Annotated in this window: 17 protein-coding genes and 1 pseudogene; 6 read left to right on the forward strand and 12 right to left on the reverse strand. The window is 40.0% G+C overall.

Annotated elements, in window-relative coordinates:
* The first annotated feature begins 1 nt into the window (after position 1).
* From sufU to RICGR_RS04100, 4 genes are all read left to right on the forward strand, one after another.
* A complete protein-coding gene (gene sufU, locus RICGR_RS04085) occupies positions 2-499 on the forward strand; it encodes a Fe-S cluster assembly sulfur transfer protein SufU (protein ID WP_006035762.1) in 498 nt (165 codons plus the stop codon).
* On the forward strand, positions 474-803 hold the full coding sequence (locus tag RICGR_RS04090; protein WP_006034848.1) for an SUF system Fe-S cluster assembly protein: 330 nt from the start codon (positions 474-476) through the stop codon (positions 801-803). Before sufU ends, RICGR_RS04090 begins: the two co-directional genes overlap by 26 nt.
* Before the next feature lie 42 nt (positions 804-845).
* Positions 846-1157, forward strand: a complete 312-nt coding sequence (locus RICGR_RS04095) for a Rieske (2Fe-2S) protein (RefSeq protein WP_006035913.1) — start codon at positions 846-848, stop codon at positions 1155-1157.
* Positions 1158-1387: 230 nt separating this feature from the next.
* Complete coding sequence (locus tag RICGR_RS04100) at positions 1388-1633, forward strand: BrnA antitoxin family protein (protein WP_006035162.1); 246 nt, start codon at positions 1388-1390, stop codon at positions 1631-1633.
* A gap of 250 nt (positions 1634-1883) precedes the next feature.
* On the opposite strand, the gene RICGR_RS04105 is transcribed toward RICGR_RS04100, so the two are convergent.
* The 6 genes and pseudogenes from RICGR_RS04105 to RICGR_RS04130 all read right to left on the reverse strand — a co-directional run bounded on the left by RICGR_RS04105 (position 1884) and on the right by RICGR_RS04130 (position 7853).
* Positions 1884-2735 carry a DoxX family protein gene (locus RICGR_RS04105; protein WP_050764014.1) on the reverse strand — a complete coding sequence of 284 codons (852 nt, stop codon included), beginning with the start codon at positions 2733-2735 and terminating at the stop codon, positions 1884-1886.
* A 62-nt stretch (positions 2736-2797) separates the two neighbouring features.
* Positions 2798-3143 (reverse strand): annotated as a pseudogene (locus RICGR_RS04110) (transposase); the annotation flags it as partial.
* 203 nt (positions 3144-3346) lie between these two features.
* The gene (locus RICGR_RS04115; protein WP_006035587.1) at positions 3347-4174 is read right to left on the reverse strand and encodes an NAD(P)H-hydrate dehydratase; all 828 of its coding nucleotides are present in this window, start codon (positions 4172-4174) and stop codon (positions 3347-3349) included.
* A 76-nt stretch (positions 4175-4250) separates the two neighbouring features.
* The gene (gene gshB / locus RICGR_RS04120) at positions 4251-5177 is read right to left on the reverse strand and encodes a glutathione synthase (RefSeq protein ID WP_420806104.1); all 927 of its coding nucleotides are present in this window, start codon (positions 5175-5177) and stop codon (positions 4251-4253) included.
* Positions 5178-5204: 27 nt separating this feature from the next.
* Positions 5205-6515: a glutamate--cysteine ligase gene (gene gshA / locus RICGR_RS04125; protein ID WP_006035746.1), complete on the reverse strand. Its 1311-nt coding sequence runs from the start codon at positions 6513-6515 to the stop codon at positions 5205-5207.
* Between the two features lie 114 nt (positions 6516-6629).
* On the reverse strand, positions 6630-7853 hold the full coding sequence (locus RICGR_RS04130) for an ankyrin repeat domain-containing protein (RefSeq protein WP_006035139.1): 1224 nt from the start codon (positions 7851-7853) through the stop codon (positions 6630-6632).
* Positions 7854-8048: 195 nt separating this feature from the next.
* On the opposite strand from RICGR_RS04130, the gene RICGR_RS04135 reads away from it, so the two are divergent.
* Both RICGR_RS04135 and RICGR_RS07500 read left to right on the forward strand, forming a co-directional pair.
* Entirely contained in the window at positions 8049-10007 is a 1959-nt protein-coding gene (locus RICGR_RS04135) for an APC family permease (RefSeq protein WP_006035385.1), read from the forward strand.
* The gene (locus RICGR_RS07500) at positions 10007-10474 is read left to right on the forward strand and encodes a DciA family protein (RefSeq protein WP_006034784.1); all 468 of its coding nucleotides are present in this window, start codon (positions 10007-10009) and stop codon (positions 10472-10474) included. The genes RICGR_RS04135 and RICGR_RS07500 overlap by 1 nt, the downstream gene beginning before the upstream one ends.
* A gap of 3 nt (positions 10475-10477) precedes the next feature.
* On the opposite strand, the gene ycaC is transcribed toward RICGR_RS07500, so the two are convergent.
* The 6 genes from ycaC to RICGR_RS04170 form a co-directional block, all read right to left on the reverse strand.
* A complete protein-coding gene (ycaC, locus tag RICGR_RS04145; RefSeq protein WP_006035193.1) occupies positions 10478-11140 on the reverse strand; it encodes an isochorismate family cysteine hydrolase YcaC in 663 nt (220 codons plus the stop codon).
* Between the two features lie 35 nt (positions 11141-11175).
* A complete protein-coding gene (gene era, locus RICGR_RS04150; protein WP_006035983.1) occupies positions 11176-12060 on the reverse strand; it encodes a GTPase Era in 885 nt (294 codons plus the stop codon).
* Between the two features lie 23 nt (positions 12061-12083).
* Positions 12084-12776 (reverse strand): ribonuclease III, encoded by a 693-nt coding sequence (gene rnc / locus RICGR_RS04155; RefSeq protein WP_006034890.1) that lies wholly within the window; start codon positions 12774-12776, stop codon positions 12084-12086.
* Between the two features lie 110 nt (positions 12777-12886).
* Positions 12887-13663: a signal peptidase I gene (gene lepB / locus RICGR_RS04160; RefSeq protein WP_006035474.1), complete on the reverse strand. Its 777-nt coding sequence runs from the start codon at positions 13661-13663 to the stop codon at positions 12887-12889.
* A 23-nt stretch (positions 13664-13686) separates the two neighbouring features.
* Positions 13687-15480 (reverse strand): translation elongation factor 4, encoded by a 1794-nt coding sequence (gene lepA / locus RICGR_RS04165; protein WP_006035545.1) that lies wholly within the window; start codon positions 15478-15480, stop codon positions 13687-13689.
* 56 nt (positions 15481-15536) lie between these two features.
* Positions 15537-16208: an alpha/beta hydrolase gene (locus RICGR_RS04170; protein ID WP_006034942.1), complete on the reverse strand. Its 672-nt coding sequence runs from the start codon at positions 16206-16208 to the stop codon at positions 15537-15539.
* Positions 16209-16498 lie beyond the last annotated feature (290 nt).

The following is a 16498-nucleotide window of genomic DNA, read 5'->3' on the forward strand; positions in this document are numbered from 1 at the left end:
AATGATGTCTCATTTACGCGAACTTTACCAGGAAATGATCTTAGATCACGGGCGCAATCCTCGTCATCATCACACGATGCCATTGGCAAATCGGCTTGCTCATGGTTTTAACCAGATCTGTGGTGACCGCTTAACCGTCTATCTGAAAATAGATCACGGTAAAATCAAAGCAATTAGTTTTCAAGGCTCAGGTTGCGCCATTGCTATCGCATCGGCGTCGCTCATGTCGGAGATTTTGTCAGGAAAAACATGCAAAGAGGCCGAAACATGCTTTGAACGCTTTCATCAGCTATTAACGCGTGAATTAACGACCGCTGAACAATTACAGGACCTCGAAAAATTAGCTGTATTTGCCGGTGTAAAAGCCTATCCGGCACGGGTAAAATGTGCAACGCTCGCGTGGCATACCTTACTTGCTGCCTTAAAACAAAACCAGTCGTTAGTATCCACCGAATCCTCATCTTTATTATCCTATGACCATACATTATCCGCTGAATGAAGCCACTTTAAAAAATTCGATTGTAAACACGCTTAAACATATTTATGACCCTGAAATACCGGTTAATATTTACGATTTAGGCCTCATTTATCATATCTTTATTGACGTGCCTGGTCATGTCACGATTCAAATGACGTTAACAACGCCCGGCTGTCCGGTTGCACAAACATTTCCCAGTATGGTCGAAAACGCGGTGAATGCTATCGATGGCGTTCATGAAACGCAGGTTGAATTAGTGTGGGATCCCCCGTGGACGTCTGCAAAAATGTCTGAAGCGGCTAAATTACAACTCGGTATGTTATAACGTTTTTTATCATCTTGTTAAACACGCTCTGGAGAGAAATAAATGGCCAATTGGGTTAATGTGATCGATGCAGAAAGTCTTCCTGTCGGTAGTTATCACGTATTTCATTGGAATAGTTTATCCTTATTAATTTTCAATCTAAAAGGCGAATTTTATGCATTAAAAAATTCATGTACGCACGAAGATCAGTCCCTGGAAGGTGGTGAAATTGAAGGAGAAGAAATCATTTGCCCGTGGCACGGTGCTGGTTTTTGCATTAAAACAGGGGCTGCAACGCGCGCGCCTGCTTTTATGGGAATTAAAACCTACCCTGCTCGATTAATGGATGGGATTGTTCAAGTCGCGCTTGAATAACGTTTAGAATCTTCACTTCTCGAATGAACAAACGCTTCAATTGTTTATTCTGTGAACACGCGTTGTCGAGTCAATCCTGTAAATGCGTTCAAACGCTTTTACACATATTTTTACACAATCTACACACAGAAATTGTGAATAATATCACGAAATGACCGTTAGGTTTACGTATCGTTTCAACAATATTCGTCTTATTGGAGCAGGTTATTGGAGAAAGAGGAAACGCATTTATGAAAAAAACCAAAAGAATTAATTATACTGATGAGCCCATTGGAAAAATCAAAATAATTCCTGATTTTTTGCCAAAACCGCATCAGTTAGTATTAAAAACTGAAACTAAAAAAATTACTTTATCGTTAACTAAAGAAAGCCTTGAATTTTTTAAGGATGAGGCTGAAAAGCATCATACAAATTATCAGAGTATGATACGAGAGTTACTCGCTCAGTATGCTGCCCATTATAGGGGAAATCGGTAAAAAACAATCTCTCCTCCACCTAGATGATAACTTTCACGGCTAATGTTCCACTGGCCCGGTTCGTTCTCAGTGTATTTCAGTTGACGAGTTGATGTAAGTAATCCATTAGATCACTCGTTAATAGCCCGCGTTCATTTTTGATACAGCCGCTCTATCATCTGCTGTTGTAAGTAAGACACCACATTCTGCAGCACCCTGTAAAGAAAATCCTTGGGCTACACACAGAAATTGTGAATAATATCACGTTAAGTCACACGGTATGCTCTATTTGTCCATCGGATTTCATCACACCCATGAATCGTTTTAACCAACGAGGTAAATGAAACTGTTTATCTAAAACACCATCAATAGAAAATTCGTCAGCACCTAATACCGCATAGCTCAGAATAAAAACACTCCACATGACCGGATATTCCCAACCTCCTCCCGGTGAAGCCCAAATAAAGCCTTTTAAAAAATGATGGCCAATTAGCGTCGCCATCATAAGGTATAAACTAGTACTCAAAGCGCCCAAACGGGTCAGTAAACCTAAACCAAGCGAAATGACGCCCGCTAATTCACATAGCCCTGCAAAACGTACAAAAAAGGCGGGATCGATTACATTTAAATGTTTAAAGGCAGTGACATCCGCTTGAAAAGGAATCTGTCCGGCAAACAATTTTTCAGTACAGTGAGCAATCAGATCAAAGCCAACATAAATTCGAATAAAACTTAAATGCCATTCATACGCGGACATATTAAACCGGGTTTGTGGAACATTTCTGAGTTGAATAGGTCGTTTTTTTACATCCTGGTAAGCAATCGTCAAAAACAAAACCACCAAACATAACAAACTCACCAACAGAGGATATATCGGTTGAAGACTGTGATGTAAACTTAAAATTCGTACCACCGATAAAACACTAAAGACTGCAAACAAAAAGGGGATACAGATATAACGGTGCATCATACAAAGCGATAGGATGCCTATTAAACTTAAGAATATGATAAAAAACGTAGGATTAGCGGCAAGTTTATCGCGTGTCAACCCAAAAATAGTTAAACTTAATAAAACGCCTAAGAGCGCTAGGTTGACAAAAAATAAATACATTCGTTTAAACATACTCATTCCAAATTAAAAAATAGAGTCTGCAAATAAAATTGTGTAAATAAGTTATAGAGCATTTAAATTCTATCTCCAAACTCGATGGTAAAGCGAGCCAAAGCAGGTTTCCAATCGCGGATGGGCATAGTCCATTTTTTAGCAATAATTTGCATCGCCAAATAAATTTGTTTAAATGCCGCTTCATCTGAGGGAAAAACCCGTTTATTTTTTATAAATTTCCGTAAAGTCATATTCAGTGATTCTATCGCATTGGTCGTATAAATCACCTGACGAATTTCAGGGGGATAACCCAAAAAAAGGAATGACATTTTCCCAATGGCGTAACCAAATTTGGCTAATGGCTGGGTATTGCCCATCCCAGATTTGGTCAAAAACTGTCAAGGCTGTTTCCGCCTCATCGACTGTCTAATCCCTCAAAACGGGTTTTACCCTGTGGTATGATCTGAGGTTCAAAGGTAGTGCTTCGATCCCGAGGAATCGCTATTTCAGTTTCTCCGTATTCCCCTTTAATAACCTTAGGTATGATTAATTCTATTACTAATTACACAACTTAGTTTATAGACTCTAAAAACATACGTCCCAGTAACCCGGTTCGTTTTGAGTAGTTTTCAATTAACGAGTTGATGTAAGTAATCCATTAAATCACTCGCTAATAACCCGCGTTCACCTTTTGATACAGCCGCTTTATCGCCTGCCGTTGCATGTAAGTAGACACCACATTCTGCAGCACCTTGTAAAGAAAATCCTTGGGCTAACAGTCCACCAATCACACCACTTAAAACATCGCCCATACCACCGCTGGCCATACCCGGGTTCCCTGCAAGACACATACATAAGGATTTGCGGGTACACACCAGCGTCTGTGCTCCTTTTAAAACAATCACGCCACCGTAGCGTTTTTGAAGCGCTTTAACGGCTTCTATTCGATTCGCTTGAATTGCTTTTACTGAGCACTCTAATAAACGTGCAGCCTCACCCGGATGCGGTGTAAGTATCCAATGATTTGATTTTTTAGGTTGTTTTTTTGCCAATACGTTTAAACCATCCGCATCCACAACCTTGACATGCGAAGTCTTTAAAAGCACTGTCATCACGTGTTCCGATGTGCGTGACTGACCTAAACCTGTTCCAACAACCACAACGTTTGCTTTTTTTAGTAATGGCATGAGGTCGCGACTTGTTTTGAGCGTATGCGCCATAATTTCAGGGCGCCCGTTCATAATCGGTGTAATGGATTCTGCTTGTGTCGCCACACTCACTAAACCTGCACCCACACGCAATGCAGCTTCTGCGGCTAAACGCGCTGCCCCCGTCATTCCCTGATAACCACCAATAACAAGCACATGACCAAATAAGCCTTTATGTGCATCTCGAGGACGAGGGCTTAAATACGTCTTAAAATGTTTAAATTGTATAGGAGAAGCGTCTTGTTTCATACCAATCTCTCCTTAAGTGATTTATCCACACGCCGATCGGGTTCATCCTTCATTCCAAGAAGAAAAGATGCCATTATCATTTAGAATATTGAGAATAAAGCATATTGATGAATTGATCGCTGATATTACCCTCACAGTGCGCATCAATTTCACGAACACCGGTCGGGCTCGTGATATTAATTTCAGTCAAATAATCCCCAATAACATCGAGGCCAACAAATAATAGTCCTTTTTCACGTAAAGAAGGACCTACGCGCTGACAAATCCGATAATCGTTTTTACTGAGTTTAACAACTTTTCCTTTTCCACCCACCGCTAAATTGGCGCGTGTTTCACCCAGCGGTGGAATACGCGCTAACGCGTAGGGAAATGGTTCGCCATCTATCATCATAATCCGTTTATCGCCTGCTAACACTTCAGTAATATAGCGCTGCACCATCATATAGGATTGATTGTTTTCCGTTAAGGTTTCTAAGATAACGTGATTATTGGGATCATTGACGCGCAATCGAAAAACGGAGGATCCGCCCATCCCATTTAATGGCTTCGCAATAATATCGCCGTGTTTATGCAAAAATTCGAGTGCTGCCTGAAGACGTGATGTCACTAAACTCGGTGGGCAACAGTCTGGAAAATGGAGTGTATACAATTTTTCATTAAAATCACGTAAGCGTGAAGGATGATTGACAACACCTACACCCTGTTGTTGCGCTTTATCCAGTAATTGGGTGGTATAAATATAGTGCATATCGATGGGTGGATCTTTACGCATCAATATCACTGATAACGAGGTTAATGGAATAACACTTTCTTTACCCAAATTAAACCAGGAAGTGTTATCGTCATCAACGTGCAACGCACGTACATGCGCGTAAGGTTTCTCGTTTACTAAAAAAAGGTCGCGTGCTTCCATATAAACGATGGGCCAATCTCGCTGTTGTGCTGCAAGCAATAGGGCGAATGTGGTGTCTTTTTTTGGATTAATCTGTTCGATAGGATCCATGACAACGCCAAGTGGTTTAAGCACGATTTACTCCACTTTTTTTAAAATTTCAGCGTGCTCGCGGGCTGCTGCTAATACAGCCAGCCGAGCAATAATACCATACACATAAAAACGATTGGCACATTTTCCCTTTTGTTGACCTTTTTTTTCAGGAATGTTACAGGCCTGCAAAAAAGGTAATGGTTCAAATTGCATCCCCGGTGTATTCAGATTATCACTGACACCACGACCCGTATGGACACGATAAAAACCACCCACGACATAGTGCCCGAGGAGATAAACGACAGGTTCTGCAACCGCATCATTCCAGGTTTCAAAGGTGTAAACCCCTTCTTGAATAATCACCTTTTCAATCGGACGACTTCCTTTCGAAACAGTCATATCACTTCTTTTTTTACGATTAAGCGTGGCAATTTCCTCCGCTTTATCAATCGTTAAAACACCCATTCCATAGCTCCCCGCATCCGCCTTAATAACCACATAGGGTTTTTCTTTAATGTGATATTGCGCATATTTTTTTTCAGTCGCGTGTAAAAGTTGTTGCGTTTTTTCACGCATACATTGTTCACCTTCATGCCGCGCAAAATCAACATCACGACACTGAAAAAAATAAGGGGTAATCAACCACGGATCTAAATCCAGTAATTGTGAAAATTCCTTTGTCACTTGTTCATAATGATAAAAATGATTTGATTTTAAACGATTATGCCACCCTAAACGAACATTGGGTAAAATAATTTGTTGGATACCTTGTAATATTTCAGGAATCCCCTGTGATAAATCATTATTTAACAGGATAAAACACGGTAAAAAATCATTCAGTTTGATTTGATCCCCTTGACGTTGAATCGGCTCCAACTTGATGACATTGCCTGATTTTAATGTCATTTCTTGAGGAGATTGAATCTCCTTTAATAAAGAACCGATTCTCACTTCAAAACCCGCTTTCGTTAAAATATCTTGTAATGCATACAAATTTTCAAAATAAAAATTATTTCGCGTATGATTTTCAGGGATGAGCGCGATCCGCAAACAACCTGGAACTAAGCGTTCTAATGTTTCTTGTGCCGCTTGTACCGCCAACGGAATTAATGCTTCATTTAGATTATTGAATCCTGCTGGAAATAAGTTCGTATCCACCGGTGCTAATTTAAATCCGGCATTACGTAAATCAACTGAGGCATAAAAAGGTGCAGGTGTTTTTCGCCATTGCTCACGCAACCAATTCTCAATGGTCGCTTGTTGGCCAAGTAAACGTTGTTCTAATTGATGAAGCGGTTCTAAACAATGGGATGCTAAACACGGAATCTCATATCGATTTTCTGATGTTGTGGTCATTGCACTACCCTTATTAAAAAGGAAAAGGACTTTTTTAGTCTATTTTAACCAATGACTTAAAAAAGTCCTATCCATACGTTTCAGCAATCGGTTTAGACTGAGAGGGAAAAAAATTTATAGGTTTGTATAACTGCTCATTGAATGATCCGCACTCCTTTTATTGCTATCTATCTCATAAACCGGTTGCGTTTTAGAAAAAAATGGCATTATAGAGGCCGTATGATGATTCTGCATTCCATTCTCTAAAGATTTTTCTAGGCACTCATAATACAACTTTTGAACTGAAATATCCCAATAACTAGAAAGTTCATGTGACTGAAAATAAGGCTTGACCGTCATCAGATCAACGCTTAATACGGTATCAATCAACAGTTTACCGACATGGACGTTATTGGCTTTATCAGCAATTTGTAAAGCCGACTCACCGGCCAATGTCCTCATCATGGGATCAGCACCCACGTTTAAAAGTGTTGTTAGTATCGTATGCATCGCCGGAGAAAAATTTTCAGAATGATGGGCAGCCAATAGAACGGCGGCAATTAAAGGAGTCGTACCGTTTACGCTCTGATGATTAACAGAAGCGCCTCGTTCCAAAAAGAATTTTACCGCTAAAGGATTAATCCCATAGATCGCGGAAAATAAAGGCGTTTCACCGTAATTGTTAACGGTGTCAATAGGGATGCCTGCTTGATAGAGTTTTTCTAACATCTCCTGTTTACCTAAAAAAGCCATTGAGTACAAACAGATATTACCCTCGTTATCTTTTGCATGGATATCTATCCCAGGTGTTGCAAGCAATTTTTCGAGTGTCGTCAGGTCAAGGGTCTTGGCAATCAGATGTAGCGCAGTTTCACCGTTACTATTGACCTCATTAATCAATGCCCCTTTTTTTAAAAGCAACTGAATGATTTTGTTATCGCCTTTTTTCACTGCACGATGTAAAGGAGTTTCACCCGTTACATCCTTGCTATTAACCTGGGCTCCATCATCTAAAAGTACGTTGATAGCCTCTTTTGGATCGTTCAGAAGAATAGCCTGCTGTAAATTTAAATCTTTATTTAAGGCCGTCAGCGCTTCTAAAATTTTTTCAAGGGGTAATTTGTAGAGTTGTAATGCACAGCGCTTATGAAACGTTTTGGAATAGGAAAAGAACGTTGCGCCGGTTCTTAAGTGATATTGAGATAAAAATTTTTTACAGACATCGGCCCATTTTTCAAATTCACAAATTGTGAAGGGATCAGAAAATTCAAGCGTGTAAAATGAAGGGGAATTATCGATTAAATGACACGTTTTCTTAAAAACTTTTTTTAAAAATTCATCCACGATTGTGATATCCATATTCATCCTTTATAAAAAATTATTATATTCATTCCAAATTCAATAAATAACCTCATTGAATCAGTTGACACTGAACAACAGGAAGGCAGCAGCATATCACATTGCCTCGTCCTTGCAAAAAGCATACAAAAAACATGACTTTAAAAATAATGTTTAATTCGTTATAGTAGATTTTTATTCAGTATCTTGATGAGCATGACTTTTTTTCAACGTCTTGGTCGTTTTTTGCTCGGTAAACCCCGTAACCCATTAAATCCTTCGACACAACGCAATATTGCTCTAGTCGCTTTTTTAGCGTGGGTGGGTCTGGGTGCCGATGGATTATCGTCTTCGTGTTATGGTCCTGAAGAAGCCTTTATTGCTTTAGGACCTCATTACAGTTCATTGGGTCTTTATATTTCTATTGCAACGATTCTCACCGTTTTTGTTATCGCGCTCGCTTACAATCAAGTTATTACGTTGTTTCCCAGTGGTGGGGGGGGTTATAAAGTTTCTACTCAACTCCTGGGTCCGTATGCTGGACTGATTTCAGGTGCTGCACTTATTGTCGATTATGTCTTAACGATTACAATCTCTGTAGCCAGCGGTATTGATGCCTTATTGAGCTTACTTCCTTCTTCTTTTTTAAATTATAAATTATTCGCTTGCGCGTTTGTTATTATCGTACTGATTACATTAAATTTACGAGGGATGAAAGAATCGATAAAAGTGTTAATGCCTATTTTTTTAGGTTTTGTGGTCACGCACTTTTTTTTAATCATTTATGGTGTTATGGTCCATAAAAGTACATTACCTCGCGTGTTTTCAGATACGTTCACCACCACTTTTGCAATTTCACAACAAACGGGCTGGTTATTTATTACGGCCTTATTGTTACGGGCTTATTCGTTAGGCAGTGGAACTTACACTGGAATTGAAGCCGTTTCTAACAATGTGAATCGACTCATGGAGCCCCGGGTACGCACCGGAAAATGGACCATGTTTTATATGGCACTTTCCTTAAGTTTTACCGCCGGCGGGATCATTTTACTTTATTTATTATGGCATGCACATCCTGTCTACGGTCAAACCTTAAATGCCGTTGTGTTTCATCACATTTTAGGGGATTCTGCATGGGCGAAAGCCCTCTTAACCCTCACTTTATTGCTTGAAGCCGGCTTACTACTTGTCGGCGCTAATACCGGTTTTTTAGCCGGCCCCAGTGTATTAGCCAATATGGCCATCGACAGTTGGGTACCCAATCGTTTTCGTCATCTATCCAGTCGTTTAGTGACACAAAATGGAATCATTGTATTTGGCATTGCCGCACTCTTGATCCTTTGGTTGAGTGAAGGGCGTGTTTCCTGGCTCGTTATTCTCTATAGCATGAATGTATTTTTAACCTTTTCGCTTTCTATTCTGGGTCTGTGCGTTTATTGGGTCACGCATCGAAAGGATGCTTCTTCCCATTGGTTAGGTCGATTCATTTTTTCATCCTTTGCCTTTTTAGTCACCTTTTGTATCTTGATAACGACACTGATATCAAAATTCACGTTTGGCGGCTGGGTCACCGTCTTCATTACCAGTTTAGTCATTTTCATTTGCCTATTGGTCAAAAAACATTACACGCTGGTTTTCAAAAAATTACATACGATTGATCTCCTGATGACAAGCACACCGTTAAACGCTTCTAAGCCTCCCAAACCACTGCAACCGAAAGAAGCGACCGCTGTCATTATGGTCGGGAAACATCGAGGCATTGGTCTGTACAATCTATTATGGGTACTCCGTATGTTTCCGAATCATTTTAAAAATTTTATATTTGTTACCGTTGGTATCGTTGATGTGGAAAGTTTTAGTGCTCGAAAAGAATTGACAACGATGCAAAAAAATACACAGACAATGCTCGATTATTTTATCACCTACTGTCATGAACAAGGCTTAGCGGCAAAAAGTTATGTGGCTTATGGCACTGATCCGACCGAAAAATTAACCCTGCTTTCTAAAAAAATCATAAAAGAATTTCCAAATTCGATTTTTTTCGCGAGTAAGCTTATTTTCACGAAAGATAATTGGATAACCCGTTTACTGCATAACGAAACAGCCATCATGTTACAACGGCGCTTACATTTACTCGGTGCGCAACTTGTTATTTTACCGATGAAAATAGACTGATGACTAAAAAACTATCGCGAGAAAAAAGGCTGGTCACTATCTTGCAGGATGATTCGGAAAGCTTATTGGCGTTTATTCAAGCCAAAGTTGTTCAATTAAACCGACTCAATCAAATTTGGCACACTGAAATGGGTTCTCTTGGTGAGCATACTCGGATCGCTAATTTTCGCGAAGGTCATTTAATTATTGAATGCGCGAGTGCGGCCTGGGCGACACAATTGCGCTATCGGCTCCCGACTATCACTGAACAATTAATTCATTACGACGCGTTGCGTGATTTGAAACAGATTGAATGGAACATCCAACCTCACTTTCATCCTATCCATTCAATTTCACGCTCAGCGCCACCTCCCTTATCATCCAGTAGTGCTCAACTCATTAAAAATGCTGCGCAACATATAAAAATTAAATCATTGCAACACGCCTTATTACGCATTGCACGACATGAAACCTCTACCAAAAAGTGAGGTTCACGTTTCTTGCTCAGCATCATGAGAGACCTCATGACTACAAATAAGATTTGCATAAGGCACTAAATGATCCTTCAGTAATTGCGTCAATCCTTCGCCTTTATCGCGCCAATCGCGTTGTAACTCAGAACCAATTGAAAACCAATTCGTTAAAACCGCTCCGCATTGCGCCATACGACTCAGCGCTGCATGGCGCGTCGCAAGATTGAATGTCCCTGAGGCATCTACAACGACGTAGACATCATAACCCTCACTTAAAGCCGATATCGCCGGAAATACAACGCAAACATCAGTGACGATTCCCGCAATAATTAATTTTTTGCGTCCCGTTGCTTTGACAGCCTTCACAAAATCCTCATTATCCCACGCGTTAATTTGACCGGGTCGTGGAATAAACGGCGCTTTAGGAAACGTATGCTTTAATTCAGGAATAAGTGGACCATTTGGACCTGATTCAAAACTTGTTGTTAAAATAGTCGGTAAATGAAAAAGCGTGCCGATAGCGGCCAATGCCAAAACATTATTCTTAAATTCATCGTAGTGATAATCCCTCACCAACTGAAATAAACCCGTTTGATGATCGATAAATAATAATGCCGCATTGTCCTTCGATAAACGATTATCACCCGCTTGTTTTTGGGCAAAAAGCATTGATTCGTGCATGTTACTATTCCTCCATGATACCTGTGTTTGTAACTTTAAACGCGTTTTAAATTTCCTTCTTCATTCGGCTTTCTTGTTTTAATCTTGATCCATACGTCCAAATAAATTTTTTTATGCAAAAACGCTTCGATATCTTTTCTTGCTTCAGACGCTATTTTTTTGAGCAATTCGCCTTTTTTACCGATAATAATCGCTTTTTGGCGTGAATGTTCTGCCCAAATAAGCGCAGAAATTTTAATGATTTTTTTCTCCTCGATGAATTGTTCAATACTCACGGTTAATCCATAAGGGATTTCTTGATGTAAATAACGCATCAATTTTTCTCGAATAAATTCTCCGACTAAAAAGCGTTGACTCCGATCCGTCAATTGATCGGGGGGGTAAATAAACGCTGCGTGGGGTAATGCTTTTGCAATAACTTTTTCTAATTCATCGATATTTTGTCCTTTTAGTGCTGAAATAGGCACAATGGCTAAAAAAGACATTTTTTGATAACAGCATTTTAAAAAAGGAAGTAAACGGTGCTTATCATTTATTTTATCGACTTTATTAATAATCAATATCACAGGACGTTTTAATGGTTTTATTCGTTCTAAAATCGCCGCTTCTTCGTTTGTCCAACGATCCGCTTCGATAACAAAACCAATGAGATCGACGTCAATTAACGCCTGAATGGCTGACCGCGTGAATGTACGGCTCAACCGGCGCCCTGCGTTTTGAAGAATACCAGGCGTATCTTTATAAATAAACTGCGTGTGTAAATCGGTTTTAATCCCTAAAATTTGATCGCGTGTTGTTTGAGGTTTAGACGATGTAATGGTTAATTTTTCACCTAAAATTTTATTCAGTAATGTCGATTTACCGACATTCGGTCGACCAATAATTGCAATTTTACCGCAATGCGTTTTTAAATTTTTCATATTGCTAGGGTTATACGCTTTGTTTAGTTCTCTTTAACGGTTATCGCTAATTCTTCTAAAATTTTTTCTGCGGCTTTTTGTTCAGCACGACGTCGACTACTTCCTAATCCTATTGCTTTATGGGGTAAACCCTGAATTTGACACTCCACTTTAAACGATTGCTGATGAGCGGGTCCTTCTAAAGCAAGAATTGTGTAGACGGGTAATGCTAATTTTTTGGCTTGTAAATATTCTTGCAATTGCGTTTTAGGATCTTTCAGATCAGGAATCATTTCGATATTTTCTAAACGATTCGCATACCAGCGTAAAATGCAGGTTTCACAGGCTTGAAAACCCCCATCAAGGTAAATAGCCCCCACAACCGCTTCCATGCCATCAGCTAAAATAGATTTCCGTTGGGCACCTCCCGTTTTTAACTCTCCCGCACCGAGACGTAAATATTTCCCTAACTCAAATCCTTGAGCAAGATCGGTCAACGTTTCGCCACGGACTAAATTAGCACGGAGACGACTTAATTCACCTTCACGTGCTTTAATATTTTGGCGAAATAATGCGGCCGCAATCACAAAGTTTAATACCGCATCGCCCAAATATTCTAATCGTTCATTATTTTTATTGCCACGAAAGCTACGATGGCTCAGCGCATCTTCCAATAATTCAGGATTTTTAAATTGATAATTTAACTTTTCACATAAACTTTCTATTTCGGATTTCACTAAAAGTGCCTCTTAAAATAAGAAACGTGTCGATTGAGAATATCGCGATCGTTTTTATCCCCATGATCATTGTTAACCGGCAACGGCACACAGTCCCTGTCTATAATTCGCTAATGGATTCGTAAACCCAATCGATCCCAACGAACACGATGATGCTCGTTATCCCAACTAAAAAATACCCACATGGCCTTCCCAATGAGATCTTTTTCAGGAACAAAACCCCAATAACGACTATCTAAGCTATTATCTCGATTATCGCCCATGACGAAATAATTTCCTTGGGGTACAACGACTGAAAAATCTGTTGCGAATTGATCCGGGCGTAAATAAATATCGTGTTGAATGCCGAGTAAATTTTCACGTTTTAATAAAACGGGCCATTTTTCATGCCTGCCATCGCTATCCATTGTTTCCCCTAATAACTGTTGTGACGCCTGCTGGCCATTGATCGTTAATACCTTATTTTTATAGGTAATCACATCACCGGGTACGCCTATCACGCGTTTAATGAAATACGTGGAGGTATCTTTCGGCCATAAAAATACAATAATATCACCCCGTTTGGGTTCACTGACCGAAATCATTTTTTTATGCGTTACGGGTAAACGGATACCATAAATAAACTTATTGGCCACTATAAAATCCCCAATTAACAAATCGGGTTTTTCTGACCCTGAAGGGATTCGAAAAGGCTCCGCTAAAAAAGAACGTATAAGTAATACGAAGAATAAAACAGGGAAAAAAGAGCGGGCATACTCGATGACTATCGACGGATGCGTTATTTTTTTTCGCTTCCGACGTGGCGCAAAAATCAATAGGTCTGCGAGAGTAATCACACCGGTAATAATAACCACCAGCGTTAAAAAAAATTCAAAATTTAAATTCATTATCGTTACTCAAGATTAAAAGATTATTTTTTATCCAGTTGTAATACGGCTAAAAAGGCTTGCTGAGGGATCTCGATACGACCCACTTGTTTCATGCGTTTTTTACCGGCTTTTTGTTTTTCCAATAATTTTTTCTTACGTGAAACATCACCACCATAACATTTAGCAATCACATTTTTACGCAAGGCCTTCACGGTTTCCCTTGCGATAATATGGTTGCCTATTGCGGCTTGCAAAGCAACTTCAAACATTTGTCGTGGAATAAGATCTTTCAGTCTTGCCACTAATTGTCGGCCTCGGTATTGTGATTGACTACGGTGGACGACCAAAGCCAGCGCATCGACTTTATCACCATTAATGAGAATATCCAACTTGACTAAGTCCGCTTCTTGAAAACGAATAAAATGATAGTCAAGTGAAGCATAGCCTCGACTTAACGATTTTAAACGATCAAAAAAGTCTAAAACTACCTCGCTCATCGGTAATTCATACGCGATAGAAACCTGTTTACCCGTATAAAGTAATTTCGTTTGTACCCCTCGTCGTTCATTACACAATGTAATTACAGCCCCTAAATAAGTTTGCGGCACCAGTATATTGGCTAAAACAATGGGCTCTCGCATCACCTGAATAAAATGGGCTGGCGGCAGCTCGGCTGGATTATCAATATGAGCGATTTCTCCTTTCGACGTTACGATTTCATAAACAACCGTTGGTGCGGTTGTGATGAGATCTAAATCGTATTCTCGTTCTAAACGTTCTTGTACGATCTCCATATGCAACAAGCCTAAAAAACCGCAACGAAAACCAAATCCTAATGCTTCGGAGGTTTCTGGTTCGTAAAAAAGTGACGAATCATTGAGACTCAGCTTTTCTAACGCATCGCGAAAATCACTAAATTCTTCGGTGTTAACGGGAAATAAGCCCGCAAATACTTGGGGATGAACACGCTTAAAACCCGGTAAAGGGACAACGGCAGACGTTGAGAGGTGAGTTAAGGTATCTCCAACGGGTGCGCCATGGATATCTTTAACACCTGCGATGACAAAACCAACCTCACCGGCACACAATGTGTCCATCGCGTGTCGTTTCGGTGTGAAAATGCCGCATTGATCCACGTTATAATGCTTCCCGGTGGACATCACTTGAATTTTATCACCCACTTTTAAACAGCCATTTTTTATGCGTACTAAAGAAACAATACCCAAATAGGAATCAAACCAAGAATCAATAATTAACGCTTGTAAAGGTTGCTGTCTATCCCCTTGGGGTGGAGGAATAACACGAATCAATTTTTCAAGTAATTCTACGATTCCAGTGCCTTTTTTTGCACTGACTCTCACGGCATCTTGAGCCGGTATACCAATGATCTCTTCAATTTCTTGGATAACATTTTCCGGTGTGGCTTGTGGTAAATCGATTTTATTGATGACCGGTAATACTTCTAACCCCTGTTCAATCGCTGTATAACACACCGCAACGGTTTGCGCTTCAACGCCTTGAGCAGCATCAACGACTAATAATGCCCCCTCACACGCCGCTAACGATCGCGATACTTCATACGAAAAATCCACATGGCCCGGCGTATCAATAAAATTTAACTGATACCGTTGCCCATCTTGTGCGGTGTAATACAACGTAACGCTTTGTGCTTTGATCGTAATACCACGTTCGCGTTCAAGTTCCATCGAGTCTAATACTTGCGCGGACATTTCTCGCGCTGTTAAGCCTCCGCAAACTTGGATTAATCGATCTGCCACTGTTGATTTTCCATGATCAATATGCGCGATAATGGAAAAATTCCGAATGTTTTTCATGATGAGTGTTTAATGGATATCGTTGTTGGTTGTATGATTCGACAGGGAGTATAACCTTATTTCTGTAACCGTTGTTGTAACCATTGCGTAATATCCATAATTTCTTGTGGACAAACGCTGTGGCCGATAGGGTAGCGATTAAACTGGACCGGATACGCTAATTTTTTTAAACAGTTATAAGAAAACTCACCTAATGCGGGCGCAACAATATTATCTTCGTCGCCATGTGCCATAAAAATAGGGGTTGAACGATTCGCTTCACTGGCTTCTTTTTCTAAAAAATGATGTAGGGGCAAATACGTTGATAACGCCAAAATTCCTGCCAATGCGCGTGGGAAACGTAATGCGGTATACAACGCCATCGCGCCTCCCTGTGAAAACCCCGCTAAAACAATCCGATGCGCCGGTATTCCTCTTCCCACTTCTTTTTCTATTAACTCAAATAAACTATGTGCCGCTTCCCGAATACCCATTTCATCTTCAGGCGAACCAAATGTCAATCCATGGATATCATACCAGGCAGGCATTTTCACACCCCCATTTAAACTAATCGGCCTTACGGGTGCATGTGGAAAAACAAAGCGGAAACCTGTACTTAATGCAACCGCTCGTGCCATGTTGGCGGAATCATGACCACTTGCACCTAATCCATGCAAACAGATAATACTGGCTGATGGAGATTGGATCGGGTTGAATTCTAAGTAATCTAACGACTTTGGGTTTTCCATTGCGAACCTCATAAAAATTAAGCTAGTTTTTGCGCGATTGCTTCAAAAAAATCATTCTATTTTTAGTATATACCGCCCCCTATTATTTTTAAATTTTCCCCGTCGTCTGTTTAAGAATTAACCTTCAGTGAATGCGATAAAAGGAAACCCAACACCCGTATAAAATGTTAGCATCCTAAAATGAATGCGTTTTTTTGAATCATTCGACCCCTTTTTATTGCGGTTACTATATACTAGGGGTTCGAACACTTTACAATAGAATTTTACAATTTTTTTGTAACAGCGATTGA

Source organism: Rickettsiella grylli (assembly GCF_000168295.1).
Lineage (GTDB): Bacteria > Pseudomonadota > Gammaproteobacteria > Diplorickettsiales > Diplorickettsiaceae > Aquirickettsiella > Aquirickettsiella grylli.